We start from the raw sequence: 24,370 nt of genomic DNA on the forward strand, positions 1-24,370 counted from the left end.
CGGCTGACGGTCTGAATCATCAGGCTGTCAGTTAATCGCATCATACAGTTCGGCGTGAATTTTCTGCCATTTCTTGTTTTCCGGGCTTGGCTGGGCGCGAACGCGCAGCTCGGCCTGTTCAAGATCATACTGCTGACGTGCGACGACCGCAGGCACTGAGCAAAAACTTTGCAGATAACTTTTGTGCAGCGAAGTGAGTGACGCCCCATTCGACATCGCATGGCTGAGCGTGGTCATAAACTGTCGGCATGGTTTGCTTTCGTCCATTTGCGAAGGGTAACGCAGCAGCAGCCTCAACACCTCGGTATTGCCCGCCGAGAACGCCTGCTCCGTCCATGCCAGCTTCCAGTCCATCCCGCCCTGCAGGAACAGAGACGTCACGCGGGTGTCATTGCGATCGATAGCCGCGCGCATGTTAAAGGCATCCCAGGTGATGCCCATTCGGGTTACCGCCTCCCGCGCGCTGGGGGCGTCACGTCGCGGTTCTTCCTGCACAATTTCAACGGATTGCCCGGATGGCGCCTGTGGCGCTGGCACAGTGAATAACCAGAACGCACCCAGCGAAATCGCCAGCACCATCACGCCTACCGCGACCCACAACATGCCGGAAATTAGCTGCTCACGTTCTTCCGCCGTGCGTTTGGTCCGCTTCTCCGGCGGATCGATACTGTCTGCGATTTCTTGTTTATCACCACCCGCCTGCTCGTCTTTTTGCTTTGCGGCTTCCCAAAACTGGCGAACCGTCGCCTCATCTGACTCCAGATACGACGCAGGATTAATGCGCGTACGCCGTTCTTCAAATGCTCGCTGCACAGAGTGAGTAATCTGACGGTACTGGTAATCCAGCAGCAACAGTTGTACTGAGGTTAGAGGTTGCTGCGCGATAACACAGTTACGGGCGAGGCGGCAATCATCCAGGAACATCCGCAGCGTGATACGTGGTTCAACAAACGACATGAGCACTGAGGTATCGTTAAAAATCTGGGTAAAGTGGCGTACGAATAATTTCTTATCGACGACCATCAGCGCCAGTTCGCTAAACATCATGCCGTCCAGCGCATCCCGGCTTTCCCCCAGCTTTAACCATCGACGCAAGCGTTCACCGCCAAAGTGCTGTTTCAGGAAGCTGTTGAGCGGATGTTGATCCGGCCATACCCGCGCAATCAGGGATTTGAGGGTTAATTCTATTGCGCGAAGCTGACGCTGCGCCCGCATCTGTGCATCCGGTTCTGCACGTTCAATATCGGTTGAATACTCCAGGATGGGCTGTTGCTGGCGCAACTGTTCCAGAGAGGCGACAAAACGCAGCGCAGAAATCAGTTGGTTTTCACTGACGTCCTGACCATTTTCATATTGGGGTACGCTCTGCTGAAGATGACGCAGGCGCAAAGTGAACTGGCTCAATTGCGCATCATTCATCTGCAACCGTCTGGCGACAACTCCCCAGCCGCCCAGATTCAGTCGTGCCTGGTCAAGCTGCTCGAGAAACCAGCGTGGATCTTTCCCCTCTGCTACGTGCACACCCAGCATCAGCAATATTTCTACCGACGCCTGGCGGATTATCCCCAAACAATGTTCAAATGGTGTACATGTCGCCTGTAATGCGCTATTGGTCATTATCTTCCCTAAAAGGCCCCAAAAAGTACGATCTCACAATGGTATGTAGTTATCTTTTTATAAACGCAGCGCTGTGACGCCGACCAAAACATATTCATATAGTAAATAAAAGTGTTTTACAGTGACTTCCGCACAATCATTGCAAATTATTCAGGGGATAAGCCAGTGCCTGTACTGCACACCTCGCGTCTCATCAGTCAACCGCTGCAAGATGATGACTGGATTTTTGGCCTGTTAAAACATGAATATCAGCCGCCCGCGCCATAAGGCATATTGCGGTAAAAACTGGCTGGGTGGCAACTGGCGTAACGCTGAGCATTACTTAGAATAGGTCTCTTTGCACAGAGATTATTATGCCGCTGCGTTCGACGCCTTTCACGCCCGCCTGTGTCACATTTATTAAGCAATGGCAGGGCCTGTCGCTGGAAAAGTATCAGGACAAAAAGGGAATTTGGGTTATTGGCCACGGGCATGAAATCACCGCAAACGAAACCTTTGCTACCCCAATAACAGCGATGCAGGCAGAAACATTGCTGCTCGCGGATATGCGTATCTGCGAGGCATTTATCCATAAGGAAATGCCGCAAATAAAAGACAGGTTTCAGCTGGAAGCATTAATTATATGGATATTCAGCGTGGGGATTGCCCGATTTTGCGCTAAAGAAATCTGGCCGGTGGCTATTTCACAGCCAGAAACATTCTGACTGTGAAATATGTGCCCACTACATGGCGTCGTTTAACATCATTGCCGCCTGGGTACGGTTTTTTACTTCCAGGCGCTGATACAGCGATTCAAGATGGGCTTTTACCGTTCCGGTGCTGATATTTAACAATCGACCAATTTGTTTATTAGATTCTCCGGCGGCCAGCATCGTCAGAATCTCCCGCTGACGCGCGCTGAGCAATCTGATATTTTGCCCACCGCTTTCGGTAGCAGTTATGCAATCTCTGGGGATAAACATCATCCCCATCGCGACGCTATTGAGAGCCAGCGTGAAGGTTTCCGCGTCCGAATCACGCGGAACAATGGCCAGCACATTTAATTGCGTGACCTCCTGCAGCCACTTTTTACGGCAATCCGTTGCGGTTACCAGCACTTTTACCGTCGCAAAGCGTTCTGCTATCTGTTGCAGCAAGCTACGGCAGAACTCTGCATCAAGGTCGCCATCCAGCATAACCAACGCATCAGGGCTGTCTTCCAGCATCTGCCAAAGGTCATCTGCCTGACTGACACCCTGAACATCCACTCCTGGAATATGCTCTTGCAAACTTACATTCATTCCATGAATAAATATTGACTGCCTGTCAAACATTATTACCTGCATTATTTATCTCCGTCTGAATAAGATATTAGCCTTAACACGCGGAAGGGTATTACCCGAGGGGTAAAATAAGAAGTCACCATTTGGCGGAGGCCATTTTACCGATAGACGGAAAAGAAAAAAGGAGAAGTTATGAATAGTTACAGCTCAAACCAAAGAATCACACAAAGGATCAAAAACGTGGTCCAATATTAAGAAAATCCTTAATACTGGAGGTTCAAAATCGGAACGTTAATATTAATTTTCAGAGTCTATATTCTTAGCTAAAAATAAGGAACTCACAATAACAGACAAATATGTTACAAAACGAAATGTCGCATCAAATGATCATCACCTGTGGTTTACCCGGGCAGCATTGCCGTATCAATCGACGCTAAAGATTGCGGGTGATTGCATTACTCCAATCAGCTCTTCAGGCGGAACGGGTCTGCATAAATAATACCCTTGTAAAAAATCACAGCGTTTTACGCGCAGATAGTCAGCCTGAGCCCGATTCTCAACGCCTTCGGCAATCATGCGCAGATTCATCTTTTGCGCCAGCTCAATAAGCGTATCGATAATCCTGGTATCACCTCCCTCGCCAATCTGGCCGACAAACAGTTTGTCTATCTTGATGAACTCCGGTTCCAGCGCGTGGAGGTAACACAGATTCGAGTATCCCGTCCCAAAGTCATCTAACGCCACGGCGATATTGGATTTTCTCAACGAGGCAAACCACTCGCTTAACTGAGGGGTAAAGTGCAGAGGGCGGCTTTCGGTAATTTCGATAACCAGTTGAACCTGACCCGGGGCAAGTTTTTGCATGAGCGCCACGGCGTCCGATTCAAAGCGCGGATCGAGGCAGTTTTCGGGGCTCAGATTCAGGTTAAGGTAAAGTCCTTTGGGGAAAAGAGGGAGTCGTGGCTGCAGATCGGCAATGACCTGCTGGATAAGTTGATGCGTCAGCGAGGCAATCAGGCCCTGCTCCTCCGCCAGGGGAATAAATACATCAGGGGGAATAATGCCATACTGAGGATGCGTCCATCGGGCGAGCACCTCAATACCTGCTATTTTACCCGTCTGGCTGTTAAAAATGGGCTGATACACCGGTCTGAACTGGCGCTGAGCAATGGCTGTCTTCAACGCTTTTACCGGCGCACAGGTAAGGAAACGGGCCAGCAAGCCACTGGCGTCAGAGAATAATGTCGGGAGTTGCCTGGTTATGGTAATCATCACGAGCCTCAAGCGTGCGGCAGCCGGTCCAGAACAGCCGCACGGCAATCATCAGAACTTGACCCAGTCGTCCTGGTCGTTAGAGGAAGGACGTACCATCGAGGTCGGCCTGACGGTGTTCCCACCTTTTACCTTGTGGTTTCGCGCAATGGCGCTTTGATCGTTCGACACGCGGAAGATTGACACCACTTTTTCAAGTTGTACGGCCTGTTCCTCCAACGAACTGGCCGCTGCTGAAGACTCTTCAACCAGAGCGGCGTTTTGTTGGGTGGTGGTATCCATCTCCGCCATGGCCTGCGCAATTTGCGAAATCCCGCGGCTTTGTTCATCGGTCGCGGCGGCAATTTCATTCATGATATCGCGCACCTGAGACACGGAAGTCTCAATCCTGGTCATCGCAACGCCCGCGCTCTCCACCAGGTGAAAACCGTTATCCACATACACCACGGACTCATTAATCAGGTTTTCAATCTCTTTTGCTGACTGAGCGCTGCGTTGGGCAAGCGTACGCACTTCAGCCGCAACCACGGCGAAACCTTTCCCCTGATCGCCCGCACGGGCAGCTTCTACCGCGGCATTGAGCGCCAGAATATTAGTCTGGAAAGCAATACTGTTAATGACGGTGGTGATTTCAGAAATACGGTGCGAACTGTCGCGCACGCTCTTCATGGTCTCAATCACCTGCAGTGAGATCGTGCTTCCTTCCGTCGCGTTCTGTGAGGCTTCATCCGCCAGCAGTCGCGCATGGTTAGCATTTTCAGCGTTCAGCGCGACGGTCGAGGTGAGCTCTTCCATACTGGCGGCAGTTTCCACCACCGCGGCAGACTGTTGCTCAGTGCGGGCCGATAAATCCATATTCCCCGCCGCAATTTCTGAGGACGACCTGGCAACACTATCCACGCCGTCACGCACATCGTTAATAATGTTTTTCAGGTTGCTGTTCATGGTGGAAACCGCCTGCATGAGCAGGCCCGGCTCATCACGACGCGTACTGGTCAGGGTGCTGGTTAAATCCCCCCTGGCGATAAGCTCCGCCACGCGCAGGGTTTCGTTCAGCGGACGAGTAACGGATAAGGTAATCCCCATTGCCAGCAGGACGCCCAGCGCGATACCAATAACGGCGACTATGCCCATCTGCAGTTGGACGCTCTCTACCGTATCGGTGACCTTTTTCTGCTGCATGCTAAATAAGGTCTGAATCGCCTGGGTCAGCGTGACCGCTTTGCCGGTCAAGGTATCGGAGAGCGCTGCCTGTTGATCCCAAACGCTTTTGTAATTGACCAGCTCAGCCGCTACGCTCTGCATGTTTTCACGCCCGGACTGCAACCAGACCTTTTGATCTTCAGAAGCAACCAACAGCAGTTGCCCGGTATCGGACTTTGCCGTCTCCAGACGTTTGCGGATCCCATTCATTAACTCATCTGTCGGATGCTGTTTATACAGCGACATCTGTGAGTCAATGTCACTCATGATAAATGCGATTTGCGCCGCAACAAGCGCATGTTGGGCGTCCAGCGTACCATTCCGGCTCAGCGTTGAAGCCAGCTCAGAGTTATCGCACAGTCCCTGGGTATTCAGTTTTTGTTCGCTGATTTTCTTTTCAGAAAGCGCTTTCGTAAAGGGTTCAAGGCTCGCAACGTAGCTATTGACTGCATTTACCGTATCGTCCAGCGCCTTTTTCCCCTCCTGGGACCAGGACAACGTATCCATCTCAACGGCAATACCCTGCATGCGTTTGGTGGCGGCGTTGATTTGATCCAGATATTTCTGGTCCAGCGTATACTGAAAATTCGTGCGTCCCAGGCGTACCTCGGACAGCGCGTTAAACAGATCGGTGGTATGTCCGTTTTTTCTCACTTTGTCCTGGATATTTGCCAAACCAAGCAAGCCCGAAACCAGAATAGCAAGCGTAACAAGCAGGACGATTGAAAATCCAAAGAATAATTTCTTACTGACTTTTAAATTGGTAAACCGATTAATTATGCCCATATATTACCCCAGAGTCGGTATATACCGAACAACAATGCTATTTAACGAACATTAATAGAAAATAGATATAGAAAAGGTAACGATAAAAAAAAGCCCCTCACACCTGCGTGCTCAGGGCAAATACCTGGGTTGACATCACTCACTCAGGTTATCTGTCTTCTCCCTTTTTTTAACGGCGTGAGTCGGGAGTTCGCTCACTCTATAATAAACGGGGATGACATCAGGATAATTGATAATATACCCCCGCCCTCTTATATTAAGAATAAAATCCCTGGGTAACCCCAGCAGGCTAAGTTTATTATTAAGATTGTGCAGAACCTGCCATAATCTTTGCGTGGAGGGGCTCAGACTGTGCGCCTCCCAGATTTTTTCAAATAACTCTTCTTTCGTTACCGGCTGGCTCCTGGCATTCATTAATAAATACAGGAAAAGCCTTAACATTGTTTCATTAAAATAAATTGACGCAAAAGCGAGGCTTTTCTCGGTATGGCTACCTGTAAGCCGATACAGTCGGCGATTAGAAATGTCAAAATGAATTTCATCACCGATCATAAATCCATATAGACGATAGCCCATATCTTATACCCACGTTAAATGAAGACTAACATGCACCTCTACATATAAGCGTTGAGATAATCCATACCGTTTATGTGGTGGATTATATGGCTGCTATGAATGCTTTCCAATCCACAACCCGATGTACTATAAGGAACCGGTCGTTTAGCATTCGTTTATGGTAGATTAGAAGTTATAAATTAAATTCACGGTTTATTATTCTTCATATGTGAAATTTTCAGAGTATGTACCCTGTTTGCGCATAAGCGATCGAACACTCAACTTTTAATGTCGAATTTTTATAATTCTAAAGAATTAAATCCTTAACCCCCTGACTCGCTGTATCGTCTGCTCCCTTTATCACATTGACGCCACGATAAGAGCAATCGGCCACAAGAAGCAGTGATATTTTTTGATTTATAATGAATCATAGCGCACAACTTGAGGGGAAACGCGTGAAACACGCTGACAGATATAACGATAATTATTTGATTTACAAACTAAAAAATCTGAATCAGAAGTTTTGCGCGCAAGCCAGTTAAACATCGCGGACAATCCGGCCCCTGAACGGCCGCAAATGGTCATGTCATGAATAAAGTGTTTCTGATAAACGAAACGGTAATATTTGAACCGGAACTTCGCCGCCTTGGGTCATTAGCGAGTTACCCGGAACGCGTGGTCACTCTGCATGGCCCGGTAAATGAATGCCTGGCGCAACTACTTGAACACAATGGAGAAGTGCTTACACAACGTTATCTTTTCTCTGCCGTATGGGAAAAGCAGGGAGCGGTTGTCACGACCAATGCGCTTTATCAGACGATTTCATCCATTCGCAAAGCGCTGAAGACGGCGGGTCTGGCTGATGATGTGGTAAAAACGCTGCCCAAGGCGGGCTTTAAGTGTATTGCCCGGGTTGTTGCGGGTGAGCGGGACAATTTTATTAAACCGCAGAAAATATCTGCCGACCCCGTTTTAATCGCACCATCATCTGAACAAACAGAAGCATTTGTCGAGGCCACTAAAACATCACCAAAGCGTTTGTGGCCGTACTGGGTAGCTCTCCTGCTGTTTATTCTCTCCTGCAGCGTCCTTTATCAGACCTGGAAATATGAAGTGCCCATTTTTGCTCGCTATCACCCTGTTGGCCAAATGAACGGATGCACGGTTTTCTCTTCCTGGTACGATCGTGACAAAAGCCAAAGCGCATTTGAAGCGTTGTCCGGTCGCTATCCATTCAGTTGTCATGAAGGCGAAAATGCTTATTTAACCCTCAACCATGCGCAGCGTGGTGTAACGGTGTTAATTTGCGATAATAACCCACAAAAGAGCGCCACACGTTGCCGCTCCATTTATTACAAGCAGCAATATAATGAAAATAAATAAGGGTCTTCTAATCTGGTCGCTAATTGCTCTGGCGATTGCGGCACCGCTATTGGCCGCCATTTATATTCAACATCAGCGAGCGAATTTTAGCTGTGAGATCCACACCGCCATTGTGTATGACAATTCGGTACTGGATATGATCCTGGACTTTAATCTTAATAACGGTAATGGTAACTATGAAGCCGTGGGGGAATATACAAAAGATGGCGCTCAGTCTCAGTCCGTCAGTAATAAAGTGACGTTTAAATACTGGCATGAGGATGGGGAAGTGATCATGGTTTCTGATGAAACAAATCCACTCCCGAAGAAGAATGAACTCTTCAGAACGTTTATCCCCGATTTCTTTCAGCACCGCGATCGCGGGATCAGATTTCAGATAATACCGGCAAACGCCACCAGCTATATTTTTAACTATGATGGCGCGCCAGTTTTCTATTGCTCCAAAGGCTGACCAAAAGAGGGTCGATTACAGGAACATCCCGCCAGAGACTTCGATACGCTGCGCCGTCATCCAGGCCAGCTCATCGCTGAGCAACGCAGCAATAGCGTCGCCAATATCATCCGGTAACCCAACGCGCCCCAACGCCGTTTGCGATGCGATGTACGCATTCAGTTGCGCATTATCCCGCACGTTTCCGCCGCTAAAATCCGTCTCTATTGCACCAGGCGCTATAATATTCGCCGTAATACCGCGCTCGCCCAGCTCTTTTGCCTGATAACGGGTTAATACCTCCATCGCGCCTTTCATGGCAGCGTAAGCGCTGTAGCCTGGCAGCGCAAAGCGCGCCAGCCCGGTCGAAACATTAAGGATCCGTCCACCGCTGTTGATCAACGGCAGCAGGTTCTGCGTCAGGAAAAAAGGACCTTTAAAATGGATGTTCAAAAGCTGGTCAAATTGCGCTTCGGTGAACGCCGGATACGGTGCGTTAATGCCAATCCCGGCGTTGTTCAATAAATAATCAAAGGTGTCGCTTTGCCAGTGCGTCCGTAGGGTTTCCTGCACCTGTTTAACAAACTGTGGGAAAGTCGAAATATCGCCGACATTCAACGGCAATGCCGCTGCTTTACTGCCAGATTGGCGGATCTCCTCCACAACCTGCTGCGCTTCTTTTTCATTGCTGTTCCACGTCAGGATGATACCAATTCCTTTACTCGCCAGCTTCAGCGCCGCGTTTTTACCGAGTCCACGGCCGCCGCCGGTCACCAATGCGATACGTTGCGTCATAAGAAACCTCATTTCAGGTGTTGTGAAGATTGAGACAAAGCTTATTAGGTGGTAGAAAAACAATAAATACCGCTGACTGCGCATTACTGTTTCATTTAGAACAACAATAGGGCATGAGAATGGATAAAATTCACGCAATGCAGTTGTTCATCCGCGTCGCAGAACTGGAGAGCTTTTCACGCGCGGCAGACACCCTCGGACTTCCTAAAGGTAGCGTATCGCGCCAAATCCAGGCCCTGGAAAATCATCTGGGCACGCAGTTGTTGCATCGCACTACCCGCCGCGTTCAGCTCACGCAAGACGGCATGATTTATTACGAACGTGCGAAAGATCTGTTGAGCAACCTGGATGAACTGGATGGGCTATTTCATCACGATCCGGCCAGCATCAGCGGCAAGCTGCGCGTCGATATGCCAGTTGGCGTGGCGAGAAATCTGGTGATGCCCCGCTTACCGACCTTCTTGCATCAATATCCGGGCCTTGAGCTCGAACTCAGCAGCAGCGATCGTCTGGTGGATTTGATCCGCGAAGGCTTCGACTGTGTAGTACGCGTGGGAACGCTGAAAGATTCAGGGTTGATTGCACGCCCGCTGGGAAAACTCACCCAGATTAACTGCGCCAGCCCACAATATCTCGCCCGCTTTGGTTATCCGGAAAGCCTCGAGGATTTAGCCTCCCATGCGGTGGTGCACTACTCGGTCAATTTGGGAACGCGTGCGCAAGGCTTCGAAGTGGCGACAGACAACGGTGCTAAATGGGTTAAAACCGGCGGTATGCTGACGGTGAACAGTACCGAAACGTATCATGCGGCATGTCTTGCCGGTCTGGGCATTATTCAGGTACCGCGCGTGGGTGTACGTGAAGCCCTGCGCGCCGGTACACTGGTCGAAGTATTGCCGCAATATCGCGCCGAGCCATTACCGGTTTCATTGCTCTATCCGCATCGCCGCAACCTCTCCCGCCGGGTACACCTGTTTATGGAATGGTTGACCGGCGTGATGAAAGACTACGTGGACTGACAAGCTATACTGTCTTGAGAATGAATAAAACAAGGATTACTGCCCTGATGACGCAGGAAAAAGAAATTAAACGCCCCATTCAGGAACTTGAGCACGCACCGATCCCAAAAATTGAGACCCAGGAGCGTAAAAAAACAGAAACCGACGGTACGACCAATCAGGCGTTGAAAACCGCCCTGACCTTCGCCGATAAAATTCAACGTCAGCCCGTCATCGCCCATATGATTCGTGCCGCAGAGCGTTTTAATGACCGCATGGGAAACCAGTTTGGCGCCGCCATCACCTACTTCTCGTTTCTGTCGATGATCCCCATTCTGATGGTGTCGTTTGCCGCCGCAGGTTTTATTCTCGCTTCGCACCCTACGCTGTTGCAGGATATCTTCAGCAAAATTCTGCTCAACGTCAGCGACCCGACGCTCGCCTCCACGTTGAAAAACACCATCAATACCGCCGTTCAGCAACGTACCACCGTGGGTCTGGTAGGGCTTGGCATTGCGCTCTATTCCGGAATTAACTGGATGGGAAACCTGCGCGAAGCGATTCGTGCCCAGTCGCGGGATGTCTGGGAGCGTACCCCACAGGATCAGGAAAAAATTTGGGTCAAATATCTGCGTGATTTTGTGTCCTTGATTGGCTTATTGATTGCGCTGATTGTTACTCTGTCCATTACCTCCATCGCCGGTTCCGCCCAGCAGATGATTATCTCTGCGCTGTATCTCGACGGTATCGACTGGTTGAAGCCCGCCTGGCGACTGATCGGCCTGGCCATTTCTATTTTCGCCAACTACCTGCTGTTCTTCTGGATTTTTTGGCGGCTACCGCGTCACCGACCGCGTAAGAAAGCGCTCATTCGCGGTACGTTTATCGCGGCGCTGGGGTTTGAAGTCATCAAAATGATCATGACGTACACGCTGCCATCGTTGGTCCAATCACCGTCAGGCGCGGCGTTTGGTTCCGTGCTTGGACTGATGGCATTTTTCTACTTCTTCGCCCGTCTGACGCTGTTTTGCGCAGCCTGGATTGCCACGGCGGAATACAAAGACGACCCGCGAATGCCGGGGAAAACTCAATAGCCACCGCCGGATTAGTTGTGAATTGCCGGATGGCGACGCACGCGTCTTATCCGGCCTACAGGTGAGTTTTGTAGGCCGGATAAGCGCAGCGCCATCCGGCAATTATAATGCCGCCTGTTCTTACTGATTTAGTGAATAAATCCAGCCTGTAACTTTTATTTAACCAAAAACCAGTTTTATCATCCAAGTTTTAAATTTTGTGAAGCATTTCATGGAAGTGAAATCTCCAGCCTAAAAATTATCCCCTTTTTGCTCCATTTTTGACCAACGCCAAGGTTTGTTACAGATTGAAATGTCTCTTTTGCTGTGCGTAATATGACCTTTCGTTCGACCTAAAATAAGAAAATATTATGCAAGCAACAGCCACAACGCTCGACAACGAACAGGAACATACCCCGGTCAACTCGCGCAATAAAGTCGTCGTCGCCTCGCTCATTGGCACCGCCATTGAGTTCTTCGACTTCTATATTTACGCCACCGCTGCGGTAATCGTGTTCCCGCATATCTTCTTCCCCCAGGGGGATCCGACCGCTGCTACGCTGCAGTCGCTCGCCACCTTTGCTATCGCCTTTGTGGCACGGCCGATCGGTTCCGCTGTGTTCGGCCATTTTGGCGATCGCGTAGGGCGCAAAGTCACGCTGGTTGCTTCGCTACTCACCATGGGGATCTCGACGGTTGTCATTGGCCTGCTGCCGGGCTATGAAACTATCGGCATTTTCGCCCCGCTGCTGCTGGCTCTGGCGCGTTTTGGCCAGGGGTTAGGTCTGGGTGGTGAATGGGGTGGTGCTGCGCTGCTGGCGACGGAAAACGCACCGCCGCGTAAACGCGCGCTGTACGGATCATTTCCGCAGTTGGGCGCGCCTATCGGCTTCTTCTTCGCCAACGGCACTTTCCTGTTGCTCTCCTGGTTGCTGACCGACGAGCAGTTTATGAGCTGGGGTTGGCGCGTGCCGTTCATCTTCTCTGCGGTGCTGGTGATTATCGGTTTGTACGTACGCGTCTCACTGCATGAATCTCCGGTCTTTGCCAAAGTGGCTGCGGCGAAAAAACAGGTGAAAATCCCGCTGGGAACCCTGCTGACAAAACATGTCCGCGTGACGATCCTCGGCACGTTCATCATGCTGGCGACCTATACGCTGTTCTATATCATGACCGTCTATTCGATGACGTTCAGCACCGCTGCAGCGCCTGTAGGACTTGGCCTGCCGCGTAATGAAGTGTTGTGGATGCTGATGATGGCGGTTATTGGCTTTGGCGTTATGGTGCCGGTGGCGGGTCTGCTGGCCGACGCGTTTGGTCGTCGCAAGAGCATGCTCATCATCACCACGCTTATCATTCTGTTTGCGTTGTTTGCCTTTAAACCACTGCTCGGCTCTGGCAATCCGGTGCTGGTTTTCGCCTTCCTGTTGCTGGGCTTGAGTCTGATGGGACTGACATTTGGTCCGATGGGCGCGCTGCTGCCGGAGCTGTTCCCGACCGAAGTGCGCTACACGGGGGCATCGTTTTCATACAATGTTTCATCGATTCTTGGCGCTTCCGTTGCCCCTTACATTGCCGCATGGCTGCAGGCGAATTACGGTCTGGCGGCGGTCGGTACGTATCTGGCATCGATGGCGGCGTTAACGCTGATTGCGCTGCTGTTAACCCACGAAACCCGCCATCAGTCATTGTGATTCTATTGCCGGATACGGTGTAACCACCGCATCCGGCCAGACGTCACTTCTTCATCTGCGACAGGATCGTCCGGCACTGATTCGCGTCACTCTCTGACGGCGAAATTAGCGCCAGCAAGGCCGCCGCTGGCGTCACCAGTGTTGCCAGCGCGGCAGCAACCGCACCGCGCGCAATCAGCGGCCCGGCCTTCACGCCAGCCTGCGGATCCTTAAAGGTGCCGCGAACATACAGCGGCGAACGCAGCGTAATAATACGAATGCCTTTGCTCTCTGGATCGATGGTTAAATCCAGTTGCTCCGACGCAAAGCTCGCCGTACCGGTGACATTGATGACCGCGTTTTCCGTGTCGAAAGCAAAAATCTGCGGACGCGCCACGCCGTTCACAATATCCAGATTCGCCGCCGCGCAGTTCACCCGCACCTCGTCATCACCAAATATCTGCCCGACGATATAGTTACCCAGATTCAAGCCCACAATTTCCATCAGATTCCGGCTGATCAAACCATCGTTCATCAGTAGCTTGAGGTTGCCATTGCTGTTACCAAGCAGCGCAGCGACCGAGTTTCCGCTCCCACTAAACCTGGCGTCACCATTCATTTCACCAAGCGTTTTTTGCATCAGTTCCACATCCGGCATCAGCGCTTTAAGCTTCAGGCGGCGAGCCTGGATATCCGCCTGCCCCCGCATCGGCTTTTTATCCCCTTCCAGATGGATGCTGGAAACAATACTGCCGCCCGCAAGACCGAATTTCAGCGGCTGCAGGCGCAGGTCGGCATTTTTCAGGATGATATGGGTGGAGAGATCGCTGATCGGCAGGCTGCTGCCGTGCTCAATACGCCGTCCTTTGAAACGCACGTCAGCGTCCATCACGTTCCATTTGTCGGTTTCAAAACGGTCATACGGCAAGACCTTGCCCGCAGGTTGAACGCTCTTCTCACCTTTGCGCTGTTCAGATTGTTTTGCCCGTTCTGCCCCTTTACCTGAATCCACACCGATCAACGGACCCAAATCAGCCAGCCTCAGTTGGCGAGACTCAACATCCCCCTTCAGCATGGGTCGCGGTTTACCGGTGGTATAGGCCAGCGTTCCGTGAATATCGCTATCGCCAATGCGGCCATTAAAATCGCGATAATCAAAAACAGAGGATTTTTCCGGATCGATTTTTGCCACCAGACGCCCGTCGGTTTCAAACGGCGGCGTATCCGGGAGCAGTACGCCGGTCAAATCGTACAAATCCCCTAGCGAATCTCCCGAGAATTTAAGCCGCAGATCCGCCCCGCCCATGTTCAACGGATCGTTTATCGTGCCGATAAACGCCACGCGCGTATTGCCCGAACGGAAATCAGCCTGAATCGGGAAAGGGGTATCTTCGCCACGCAGCGCCAGCATTCCGCCTATTTTCCCGCTACCGCTTAGCGGTTCGCCGTTATATCGCCCTTGCGCTTTCAGCCCAAATACGTAGTCCTCGACGCGGGCGTTGCTCTCTTTACCCTTTGCGCCGGTCACTTCGCTAAAGGGCAACGGTTTACCCAGCGGATCGACCAGGATCTCAAGCTCTGACTTCGTCACCTTATCGTTAATGGCGATACGTCCCTGATCGAACAGAATGTTATCCAGCCGGAACGACCACGCGGATGGCGGCGCATTGGGATCGCGATTTTCATCCCCTGCTAAGTTAAAGGTCCAGTTATTGTTTTTCTCCGACAGGCGGATAAGCCGCGCATCGGGTTTGACCAGCTTGATCCACGGGAGCCAGACGGTTTTTGTCAGCAGCGCCAGTGGGGCGAGCGTGGCTTCAACGCGCGGGAGATGCACCATGGTAACGTCAGGAATATCTGGCGGGTTGCCGAGGATAATATCTTCGGCATGGATATGCGGCCACGGAACCCAGCTACGCCAGCCGGTTTCCTGCTGCTGGCGCTGCCAAACCACGCCCAGATCCCCTCGTATGGCGAAGGGCCGGTTGAGTTCTGTAGAGACTTTCTGGTTGATGGTCGGTTTGAGCCGGTTCCAGTCAAATGTCGCAATCACAATGATGAGTACGACGATCAACAACAAGAAAACCCCTATTACTGAAGTGGTTATTTTACCTGTTCTCGTCATGTCTAACCTCCTTACTTCCTTCCTTACCTGTCCTAAAGATAGTCCAGTAGAAGAAAAGGAGGCGCTCTACATCCTCATCAAAGGGACAGAATAACGTCTTCGAGGGTATCCAGGGGCACTGGACGAGAGAGAAAATAGCCTTGGGCCGCGAAAGCCGGTGAGTTTTGCACATCACGCCACTCTTCCAGCGTTTCGACGCCTTCAACAATTACGCCGCGGCAATAGCGGTTCATCAGCTGTAACAGTAGCGTGAAGAGATTGCGGCCTTCCGGCGTCTGGCGCAGCATGACAAACAGATCCCGCGCCACTTTGATATAGTCGTAACTCACTTCGCTCAGGGCCGAGAAGTTCGCCATACCGGTACCGAAATCATCCAGCCAGAGCGGGCCAAATTCACACATTGAGGCGAACGACGAGCCCTTCGGCAAACGGATATGCTCCACCAGTTCAAAGCGCAGCCACGGCAGGCATTCGATGATTTTCAGGATTTCGGGATCCTGGCGCATGGCAATAAGTGTTGGCCCGTCGACATTCACTGATGCCAGCAGATTATTGACCCGGAAAAACGCTGCTTTTTGTTCAAGCTGTAAAAGCTGCTCTTTCACCACATCGACACGATGTCGGACGGCTACTTCGGCAAAATAGCGGTCTGGCGCGATGCGTTGGGAGGGGTTTTCAGGATGGCTCACGACGGTCAGCAGCTCAACGGCCATCAGCCGACCATTGGTCTGGTAAATCGGCTGGTAGGTGTAAGCACGCTCGCACTGCAGCCAATAGCGTCTCTCCTGCAAGCTTTCAATACTCGCATCGGGCGTAATTAGCTGCTGGGTAACCTGCTTTATCATCTGAGATGTCCTGTAAATAAGAGTGTGACTGACCGGACTCGTCAAAGGTTATCGGCGCTCAGGCGCAGAACTTTACGTTCAGCCGTACGCAAAATAGAAACTAAGCGGCAAAAAACGACGCAGAACACGTGCTGGCTCAAAAAAATAATGGAACGATGTTTTAATATAGTTGACCACTTAACACCCACAGCGCACACTAACGCTAATTTTTTTCAGAGCAGGTTACGACTATGTCCAGAAAGATTGCCGTGATTGGCGAATGCATGATTGAGCTGTCACAGAAAGGCGCTGACGTTCAGCGCGGATTCGGTGGCGACACGTTGAATACATCCGTTTATATCGCCCGTCAGGTCGATGCTGCGGCACTTTCCGTACACTATGTGACTGCACTGGGTACCGACAGTTTTAGCCAACAAATGTTGGAATCCTGGCAGGGCGAAAACGTCGATACCTCATTAACTCAGCGCATGGAAAACCGCCTGCCGGGCCTCTATTACATTGAGACCGATAGCACCGGCGAGCGCACCTTCTATTACTGGCGTAATGAAGCCGCCGCAAAATTCTGGCTGGAGAGCGAACAGTCCACCGCGATTTGCGAAGAGCTGGCGACATTTGACTATCTGTATCTGAGCGGAATCAGCCTGGCGATTTTAAGCCCGGCAAGTCGTGACAAGCTGCTGTCATTGCTGCGTGAATGCCGTGCCAACGGTGGAAAAGTCATTTTTGACAATAACTACCGTCCACGCCTGTGGAGCAGTAAAGAAGAGACCCAGCAGGTGTATCAGCAGATGCTGCAATGCACCAATATTGCGTTCCTGACGCTGGACGATGAAGACGCGCTGTGGGGTGAAAAACCCGTTGCCGAGGTGATTGCCCGTACTCACGCTGCTGGCGTTCAGGAAGTGGTTGTGAAGCGCGGCGCAGACTCTTGCCTGGTTTCCATTGCAGGCGAAGAACTGATCGACGTTCCGGCCGTAAAACTACCGAAAGAGAAGGTGATCGATACCACCGCTGCGGGAGACTCCTTCAGCGCCGGGTATCTGGCGGTACGTCTGACCGGTGGCGATGCCGCTGATGCCGCAAAACGCGGTCACCTGACGGCAAGCACGGTGATTCAGCATCGCGGGGCGATTATCCCCCGCGACGCCATGCCGCAATAACGTGTTGTTCTTGTAGGCCGGGGGCGCTTAGCTTGCCCGGCCTACAGGTCTACTGTACCGGCGGGATGTCCGACACTTCAGGATGTGATTCATCCGTCTCAACCGAGGTTGCCGCTGCGGTAACCGGCGCCATAATGCTATCCCACGTCGCCTGCAGATCCTTCATATTGAATTCAGGCTCACCCTTTGGCTGCAGCAGGATTAACGCCATGTCTTGCGACAGTTGCTGACGCAGGTCCTGATTCAGCATCTCAACGCTCAGGCTGTTCAGGAAGCTCTGGCGTAAACGCTGATACTGTTCAGGCGCAATATCCACCACCTGATTTTGCAGTGAGCGCAAACGCTGGCTGATCAAAATATCGGTATCGGTGCGACCATAGGTGGCAAACAGCTTCTGCAGTTCCAGATTCTTTTGCGCCACCAGCGCATTAAACTCTTCTTCCGGCAGCCCCTTATCACGCACTTTGGCCAGCTCACGCGCAACCGTACCGAGGTTCGCATTCAGCTTACCGTTCGGTGATTCAACGTTGATGGCGCACTGCGCGCGCAGGAACAGCACCCGACAGTCGAATCCAAGGCCAATGTCTTTGGCATTGTTTTTGGTGAGCTCCTGCTGAATGTGCCAGAACAACGCTTCGCGAGCTAAATCAGCGCGCCAGTAACGTAGCAGTGCGGCAGATTCACGGATCGGCTGCCACGGCGTATCCCACATAATAGACAGACGATCCTGACGTACCGCATCAGTCATGATGCTCACAGCCTCTGCACGCAGCGGAGAGAGCGTCGGTACCGGCGCCGGGGTTTCGCGTTTACCTTTTAACTCGCCAAAGGTTTTGTTGATTTGCTCAGCCACGCTGCGCGCATCTACGTTACCGACGATAATCAGCGTCATCGCATCCGGGGTATACCATTTCTGGTAGAAGGACTGGATTTTCGTCGCATCGACAGGCGTTTTCAGCGGATCGGCTGGATCATGACCCAGCAGCGTCGATCCCTTCAGGCGATAGCGCCACCATCCCTCTTTGGTATCTGACGGCCAGGTTGCCACCATGTCTTCACTACTCAGCGCATGATTGACCGTTTCAGGGGTAATGCTCAAATTGCCGGAAATATTGGCCAGATATGAAAGCGACTCTTTCAGCAGATCGTTACGGCTGTTAGGCAGACTGAGGTTATACAGCGTGGAATCATAGGAAACGATAACGGGCGGCATGGGACGTTTGGGATCGAACCCCTGCTGCCAAAGTGAACGGGCTTGCGTGGCGTCGAGGCCGCCGCTTTGCGTCAGCGCGATACGTGGGATCGCATGGCTGAAACCACTCTGTTGCGTACTTTCGGTGAGTGAACCGGTATTAACCAGCAGGCGAACCTCAATACGGTCGCTGGGGCGCTGGGGAGTGGCCAAGACTTGCCACTGTAAACCATTTGCCAGCGTACCCTGTTGCCACGCCGGGTCAGGCTGGAGCGCATCTGCCTGCACATAGCCGGCAGTGGCCATCATCAGCAAGCCGCCCGCTAAAAGTCGAATTTTTGTGCCCTGCATGTGAACCCCTGATCAACTATCCTGGAAATAAAAAGACAGCCCGTGAAAGGACTCTCTGAATATGACGTTAAAAACACTTCGTGTTAGACCGCAAGAACATAAAAATGTCACGGAGGAAGTGAAAAAATCCCGACGCCGCCGAATCGGCAGTTTCAGGCACAGGGGGTAATTATGCGCAAACACCCGCAGTCCTGGAAGGGACTACGGGCATAAGTGACGAGATTAAGAGGATAAATCGTGCGTTTTGCCATCCGGCGCACGGTTATTCAACGTATCATCCAGCTTTTTGGTGTCCAATTCTTTCACCCATTTAGCCACAACGACAGTTGCAACACCGTTACCAATCAGGTTGGTCAGCGCACGGGCTTCTGACATGAAGCGGTCAATACCGAGAATCAGCGCCAGACCTGCAACCGGCAAATGCCCCACCGCAGAGATAGTCGCGGCCAGAACAATAAAGCCACTCCCGGTCACACCCGCAGCACCTTTTGAGGAGAGCAGGAGTACTACCAACAGGGTTATCTGATGGAAGATATCCATATGGCTGTTGGTGGCCTGTGCGATAAACACCGCCGCCATCGTCAGATAGATTGATGTCCCATCAAGGTTAAACGAGTAGCCCGTGGGTATAACCAATCCGACAACCGACTTCCGACAGCCCAGTTTTTCCATCTTATCGAGCATGCGCGGTAGCGCGGACTCGGAAGAGGAAGTCCCCAGAACGATCAGCAGTTCTTCACGGATATAGCGGATGAATTTAAAGATACTGAAGCCGGTTGCGCGCGCAATTGAGCCCAGCACCAGCACCACGAACAAAATACAGGTGATGTAGAAGCAGATGATCAACTGACCCAGTTGGACCAGCGTCCCGACGCCATATTTACCGATGGTAAAGGCCATGGCACCGAAAGCACCGATCGGCGCCAGGCGCATGATCATATTGATGATGCCGAAAATAACCTGTGAGAAACTTTCAATCACGTTGAAAATCATCTGGCCTTTGCTACCCAGACGATGCAGCGCAAAACCAAACATTACTGCAAACAGCAATACCTGCAGGATGTTACCGCTGGCAAACGCGCCAATGACGCTCGCCGGGATAATATCCATCAGGAAACCTACGATCCCCTGGTCTTTTGCCTGCTCTGCATACATTGCAACCGCTTTGGCATCCAGCGTCGCCGGATCGACGTTCATCCCGGCACCGGGTTGCACCACGTTGACGATGATAAGGCCGATGATCAGCGCAATCGTACTGACAATTTCAAAATAAAGCAGTGCAACCGCACCGGTGCGGCCTACGGCTTTCATACTTTCCATGCCTGCAATGCCGGTAACGACAGTACAGAAGATGACAGGTGCGATGACCATTTTGATGAGCTTAACGAAAGCATCACCAAGCGGCTTCATTTGTGCGCCTAATTCAGGATAGAAATGGCCAAGGAGAATACCTATGGCAATTGCTGTCAGGACCTGAAAGTAAAGGCTTTTGAATATAGAGGTTTTCATAGGGTGTCCTTAAAGTAAAAACCACAGGTCTTGTAAGGTTTTGTTTAACCTGCGGCCTTAAAGTAACACCCACTCAACATGACAGAAATGCACCTGGATCATAATTGATACAGAAATGTTAAAAATTTTGAGCTGGCTCGCACAAGCGAGACCTTTTTTAACTTTTGTAATCAGCGTTTTCCGGCGTCAGATAACGTTCTTCGAAGATATTTGCCGGGACCGGCCTTGCAAACAGGAACCCTTGCGCCACTTCAACTCCGGCTTGTGATAACCATTCGCGTTGCGCTTCGGTTTCGACGCCTTCGGCGATCATCTGCAAATTAAGGCTATGAGCCAGCTGAATAATGGCGGAGATCATGCTGCAATCTTCAGGAACGCCATCGACAAACATCTTATCGATTTTAAGTACATCTACCGGTAACGACTTCATATGCTGCAGCTGTCGCAGACCGGCATACCCCATGCCAAAATCGTCCAGTGCGATACGCACGCCTGCGTTGCGCAGTGGGCGTAAAATAGCCACAGCGGCATTAGGATCATCAATATGCCGGCTTTCGGTCACTTCCAGAATCAACGTCCCTGGCTTGATGCGATAGCGATTTAACAATTCCAGCAGATCCGACACCATACTCGGGTGCATCAGCTGTAGCGCAGACAGGTTCACCGACAGAGGCAGCATCAGGCCGCGTTCCTGCCAGGCTGACAGCTGGCGGCATGTCTCTTCCAGCACCCAGTAACCGACCGTTACCATCAGACCACAGGACTCAATCCTGTCGATTAACCCTTCTGGCAGCTCCCAACTTCCGTCCGGCTGCTGCATTCGCAATAATGCTTCTGCGCTCAATACCTTACCGCTAGACATCTCCACCTGCGGCTGCATCCAGAGCGCAAACTGACGGTTATCCAGCGCGGTAAGAATATCGTTCTCTTCCGTCAAACGCTGCTGCGCCTCTTCCATTTGCAACGGATCAAAGAACTGAATCTGGTTTTTACCTTTGTGGCGCGACGTTAACACGGCTGAGAGCGCCCGGCGGTATAGCTGTTCTGCGGTCAAATCGCCATTAAACATCGCCACCCCAATGTTGCAGGCAGGACGGAGTTGAATACCCTGAATCGGTAATCGCTCATTAACGATAGTAAGTACTTGCTGACCTAGCGTAATCGCGTGCCAGGGCTCTTTTACGCCATGTGCGAGGATGGCAAAGTCATAGCCGCTCACCTGGGTAAGCACCATTCTGGGGGCCAATACTGACTTCAGCTTTTCAACCAGCGTAAGCAACAGGATTTCCCGCTGGGTCTCGGATAACACACCCGCGGTATCACGCAGGGTTTCGCAGGTGACAATCATCAGCGCCGTCGTCTGCTGGCGGGTAACAACCTGCTCCAGCAGTTCCATCAGAAACGACTTGTTGGGCAGTTCGGAAACCGGGAACCGCATTGAATTGTCGCTTTGTTCTTCACTGTGGCGCTGAATCAGCTGCTGATTGAGGTTGTAGCTACGCACCAGCAGGCCAATCTCATCATCCTGATGCAGACGCGGCAGCGTCAGCTGATAGCCAATCAGATTCTGTTGGGGAATATCGTTTAACTCACGTGCTATTTTACGTAATGGATGCAAAATCAATCGGTTAATACACCATGAGATGGCTATTGTGAGGATTAACGATAGAAGTAAGTAAATGGTCACTAACGTTGAGAGCGTACTCATCACGAACTTATACATGCGGTAAGAATCCGCCTGCAGCACCAGATACGCCAGCGGTTGCGGGTTCGCTGAACGCTCAAGAGAATAGACCGGTAGCGAGATTTGTACCGGAAGCTCAAACAGACGGGTCACCGTAACCGGAACCGGACGCTCAGGGATAAAGCTCATGCGCAACGCCTGAAACTGATTGGGCAGCACCACATCGGCACGACTGACCACGCCTGCAGGCCGAATACTTCTTAAAATGGCTTCCGCTTCGGGAATATCCCCTTTCAGGATTGTGCCCGACAGAGGCTCACGGACGGAGCGAGCGATACTTTCCAGTTGCGTAGCCGTGTTATAGCGGTTCTGCTGGACCAAATGGAACAACAAAACGGTGCAAAAAATAAACACAAACACCATGACAACGGCCGCAACCATTGCCATCTGCTTAATTGTTAACGAGCGACTGACACGCAAACTGACTCTCCACGGATAGACGAAACTGCCGTCAGAGTATACCCGATCGTGGCGGTATTAAGAGAGGCGGTATCTGAAAACTTCCCAGCATGCATTATCGCGACAGGATAGGCACCTGACGACGAGATTTATCTGCATTTAAGCCGAAAAAGGCCGCAAGGTCGCCCCTGCGGCCTGGTTCGGGCGCATGTTGCCATCGCGGCAGACAGACGCCCACAAAGCGCATTACTTTCTGTTACGCAGCCAGCTCACAATCAGGCTGGCAATAATGCCAGCGATGACTGGAGCCGCTAAATCGTGCCAGAAGGCCACGCCTAACTGTGCGAGCGTCATATAGCCGCCTGTGTTGCAATGGCAACTGTTCACGGCTATCCTTGAGTTGTTCAGGTTCAAGTCAGCCCCCGTTTTGTTGCCAGGTTTATACCGAACAACGTGCGGGGGTTTTCTCTTTCCAGCAACCGATGCCGCCGGGGATCAAGCCCCCGCAACATTGCGCCTCACCGGGAATTCCCGGCTTGCCGCTGATTCTACGGTAGCCCACTAGCCATATCACTGCGCAATATTCCGCTCTGCGTAGCGCCTCGCATTTCACCCTTTTTTCTCGCCAGTACGCTGGAAAGATTCTTGCCAGTTGGCAACATTCCTGCCGACTATCAATCCAGGAAAACACATAACCCATTGATATCTATTAATTCAATTTCTGGCACAGCGATTGCTATTTGACTGTGAGCTGTTCTGTTCCGAATTAAAGGAGATATCATGTCTGACTGTCGTACTTACGGATTCAACACCCAGATCGTTCACGCGGGGCAACAACCCGACCCTTCAACTGGCGCGCTCAGTACGCCTATTTTCCAGACTTCAACGTTTGTTTTTGACAGCGCCGAACAAGGTGCCGCCCGCTTTGCGCTCGAAGAGTCCGGGTACATTTACACCCGCCTGGGTAACCCCACCACCGATGCGCTGGAGAAAAAGCTGGCGGTACTGGAAAGAGGTGAAGCCGGGCTGGCAACCGCGTCCGGTATTTCTGCCATCACCACAACGCTGCTGACGTTATGCCAGCAGGGCGACCATATTGTTTCCGCCAGCGCGATTTACGGCTGTACCCACGCGTTTTTGTCGCACAGCATGCCGAAGTTTGGCATTAACGTCAGCTTTGTCGATGCGGCTAAGCCTGAAGAAATTCGCGCCGCCATGCGTCCGGAAACCAAAGTGGTGTATATCGAAACACCCGCTAACCCGACGCTCTCATTGGTTGATATTGAAACGGTGGCCGGCATTGCCCATCAGCAAGGCACATTGCTGGTGGTGGATAACACCTTTATGTCGCCCTACTGTCAGCAGCCTTTGCAACTGGGCGCAGACATCGTGGTGCACAGCGTCACTAAATATATCAACGGCCACGGGGACGTGATTGGCGGCATTATCGTCGGCAAGCAGGAGTTTATCGACCAGGCTCGGTTTGTTGGGCTGAAAGATATCACCGGCGGCTGCATGAGTCCGTTCAACGCCTGGTTGACGCTGCGCGGCGTTAAAACGCTGGGTATTCGTATGGAGCGCCACTGTGAAAACGCGTTGAAAATCGCCCGCTTCCTCGAAGGGCATCCGTCCATTACCCGGGTCTATTATCCTGGCCTGTCTTCGCATCCGCAGTATGAGCTGGGTCAGCGGCAGATGAGCTTGCCAGGAGGAATCATCAGCTTCGAAATCGCTGGTGGCCTCGAGGCTGGCAGACGGATGATCAATTCTGTAGAATTGTGCCTCCTCGCGGTCAGTCTCGGTGATACCGAAACCCTCATTCAGCACCCAGCGTCTATGACACATTCGCCCGTTGCGCCAGAGGAGCGGCTTAAAGCAGGTATTACCGACGGGCTTATCCGTCTTTCTGTGGGTCTTGAAGATCCAGAAGATATTATTAACGACCTTGAACACGCCATCAGAAAGGCAACATTCTGACCATTATGACCTGAACCGACG

At 51.6% G+C, this 24,370-nt stretch carries 20 protein-coding genes; 8 read left to right on the plus strand and 12 right to left on the minus strand.

Annotation, left to right across the window (positions count from 1 at the left end):
* Positions 1 to 27 precede the first annotated feature (27 nt).
* Entirely contained in the window at positions 28 to 1,617 is a 1,590-nt protein-coding gene (locus tag OGV94_RS22255) for an STY4199 family HEPN domain-containing protein (protein WP_286524415.1), read from the minus strand.
* Positions 1,618 to 1,970: 353 nt separating this feature from the next.
* Here OGV94_RS22255 and OGV94_RS22260 point away from each other — a divergent pair, with 353 nt between their 5' ends.
* Positions 1,971 to 2,321 (plus strand): glycoside hydrolase family protein, encoded by a 351-nt coding sequence (locus OGV94_RS22260; RefSeq protein WP_043018649.1) that lies wholly within the window; start codon positions 1,971 to 1,973, stop codon positions 2,319 to 2,321.
* Positions 2,322 to 2,339: 18 nt separating this feature from the next.
* On the opposite strand, the gene OGV94_RS22265 is transcribed toward OGV94_RS22260, so the two are convergent.
* The 4 genes from OGV94_RS22265 to OGV94_RS22280 all read right to left on the minus strand — a co-directional run bounded on the left by OGV94_RS22265 (position 2,340) and on the right by OGV94_RS22280 (position 6,716).
* Positions 2,340 to 2,942 carry a helix-turn-helix transcriptional regulator gene (locus OGV94_RS22265; RefSeq protein WP_043018650.1) on the minus strand — a complete coding sequence of 201 codons (603 nt, stop codon included), beginning with the start codon at positions 2,940 to 2,942 and terminating at the stop codon, positions 2,340 to 2,342.
* Between the two features lie 360 nt (positions 2,943 to 3,302).
* Positions 3,303 to 4,151 carry an EAL domain-containing protein gene (locus OGV94_RS22270; protein ID WP_286524417.1) on the minus strand — a complete coding sequence of 283 codons (849 nt, stop codon included), beginning with the start codon at positions 4,149 to 4,151 and terminating at the stop codon, positions 3,303 to 3,305.
* 51 nt (positions 4,152 to 4,202) lie between these two features.
* On the minus strand, positions 4,203 to 6,140 hold the full coding sequence (locus OGV94_RS22275) for a methyl-accepting chemotaxis protein (protein WP_286514335.1): 1,938 nt from the start codon (positions 6,138 to 6,140) through the stop codon (positions 4,203 to 4,205).
* A gap of 135 nt (positions 6,141 to 6,275) precedes the next feature.
* The gene (locus OGV94_RS22280) at positions 6,276 to 6,716 is read right to left on the minus strand and encodes a winged helix-turn-helix domain-containing protein (RefSeq protein WP_043018653.1); all 441 of its coding nucleotides are present in this window, start codon (positions 6,714 to 6,716) and stop codon (positions 6,276 to 6,278) included.
* A 567-nt stretch (positions 6,717 to 7,283) separates the two neighbouring features.
* Here OGV94_RS22280 and OGV94_RS22285 point away from each other — a divergent pair.
* On the plus strand, positions 7,284 to 8,078 hold the full coding sequence (locus OGV94_RS22285) for a winged helix-turn-helix domain-containing protein (protein ID WP_286524420.1): 795 nt from the start codon (positions 7,284 to 7,286) through the stop codon (positions 8,076 to 8,078).
* Positions 8,065 to 8,529 carry a YqeJ family protein gene (locus OGV94_RS22290; protein ID WP_286524427.1) on the plus strand — a complete coding sequence of 155 codons (465 nt, stop codon included), beginning with the start codon at positions 8,065 to 8,067 and terminating at the stop codon, positions 8,527 to 8,529. The genes OGV94_RS22285 and OGV94_RS22290 overlap by 14 nt, the downstream gene beginning before the upstream one ends.
* 15 nt (positions 8,530 to 8,544) lie before the next feature.
* On the opposite strand, the gene OGV94_RS22295 is transcribed toward OGV94_RS22290, so the two are convergent.
* Positions 8,545 to 9,303 (minus strand): SDR family NAD(P)-dependent oxidoreductase, encoded by a 759-nt coding sequence (locus tag OGV94_RS22295; RefSeq protein ID WP_043018655.1) that lies wholly within the window; start codon positions 9,301 to 9,303, stop codon positions 8,545 to 8,547.
* A gap of 119 nt (positions 9,304 to 9,422) precedes the next feature.
* Between OGV94_RS22295 and OGV94_RS22300 the strand changes: the two genes are divergently transcribed.
* From OGV94_RS22300 to OGV94_RS22310, 3 genes are all read left to right on the plus strand, one after another.
* Positions 9,423 to 10,322 (plus strand): LysR family transcriptional regulator, encoded by a 900-nt coding sequence (locus OGV94_RS22300; protein ID WP_043018656.1) that lies wholly within the window; start codon positions 9,423 to 9,425, stop codon positions 10,320 to 10,322.
* 47 nt (positions 10,323 to 10,369) lie between these two features.
* On the plus strand, positions 10,370 to 11,395 hold the full coding sequence (yhjD, locus tag OGV94_RS22305) for an inner membrane protein YhjD (protein ID WP_047408025.1): 1,026 nt from the start codon (positions 10,370 to 10,372) through the stop codon (positions 11,393 to 11,395).
* A gap of 350 nt (positions 11,396 to 11,745) precedes the next feature.
* Positions 11,746 to 13,068, plus strand: coding sequence for an MFS transporter (locus OGV94_RS22310; protein WP_003023312.1), 1,323 nt, complete (start codon positions 11,746 to 11,748; stop codon positions 13,066 to 13,068).
* Between the two features lie 43 nt (positions 13,069 to 13,111).
* Here OGV94_RS22310 and OGV94_RS22315 read toward each other — a convergent pair whose 3' ends face one another.
* Entirely contained in the window at positions 13,112 to 15,172 is a 2,061-nt protein-coding gene (locus tag OGV94_RS22315; protein WP_043018658.1) for an AsmA family protein, read from the minus strand.
* Between the two features lie 77 nt (positions 15,173 to 15,249).
* Positions 15,250 to 16,017: a cyclic-guanylate-specific phosphodiesterase gene (pdeH, locus tag OGV94_RS22320; RefSeq protein ID WP_043018659.1), complete on the minus strand. Its 768-nt coding sequence runs from the start codon at positions 16,015 to 16,017 to the stop codon at positions 15,250 to 15,252.
* 230 nt (positions 16,018 to 16,247) lie between these two features.
* Between pdeH and kdgK the strand changes: the two genes are divergently transcribed.
* On the plus strand, positions 16,248 to 17,177 hold the full coding sequence (kdgK, locus tag OGV94_RS22325) for a 2-dehydro-3-deoxygluconokinase (protein WP_172862489.1): 930 nt from the start codon (positions 16,248 to 16,250) through the stop codon (positions 17,175 to 17,177).
* A gap of 49 nt (positions 17,178 to 17,226) precedes the next feature.
* On the opposite strand, the gene OGV94_RS22330 is transcribed toward kdgK, so the two are convergent.
* The 4 genes from OGV94_RS22330 to OGV94_RS22345 form a co-directional block, all read right to left on the minus strand.
* Positions 17,227 to 18,720, minus strand: coding sequence for a M16 family metallopeptidase (locus OGV94_RS22330; RefSeq protein ID WP_043018661.1), 1,494 nt, complete (start codon positions 18,718 to 18,720; stop codon positions 17,227 to 17,229).
* A 222-nt stretch (positions 18,721 to 18,942) separates the two neighbouring features.
* A complete protein-coding gene (gene dctA, locus OGV94_RS22335; RefSeq protein ID WP_003827429.1) occupies positions 18,943 to 20,229 on the minus strand; it encodes a C4-dicarboxylate transporter DctC in 1,287 nt (428 codons plus the stop codon).
* A gap of 157 nt (positions 20,230 to 20,386) precedes the next feature.
* On the minus strand, positions 20,387 to 22,393 hold the full coding sequence (gene hmsP / locus OGV94_RS22340; protein ID WP_047408009.1) for a biofilm formation regulator HmsP: 2,007 nt from the start codon (positions 22,391 to 22,393) through the stop codon (positions 20,387 to 20,389).
* 225 nt (positions 22,394 to 22,618) lie between these two features.
* Positions 22,619 to 22,726 (minus strand): type I toxin-antitoxin system toxin Ldr family protein, encoded by a 108-nt coding sequence (locus tag OGV94_RS22345; protein WP_043018663.1) that lies wholly within the window; start codon positions 22,724 to 22,726, stop codon positions 22,619 to 22,621.
* Positions 22,727 to 23,152: 426 nt separating this feature from the next.
* On the opposite strand from OGV94_RS22345, the gene megL reads away from it, so the two are divergent.
* Entirely contained in the window at positions 23,153 to 24,349 is a 1,197-nt protein-coding gene (megL, locus tag OGV94_RS22350; protein WP_043018664.1) for a methionine gamma-lyase, read from the plus strand.
* Positions 24,350 to 24,370 lie beyond the last annotated feature (21 nt).

It is taken from the genome of Citrobacter sp. Ce006, assembly GCF_030336535.1.
In the GTDB taxonomy this organism is placed as follows: domain Bacteria; phylum Pseudomonadota; class Gammaproteobacteria; order Enterobacterales; family Enterobacteriaceae; genus Citrobacter; species Citrobacter europaeus.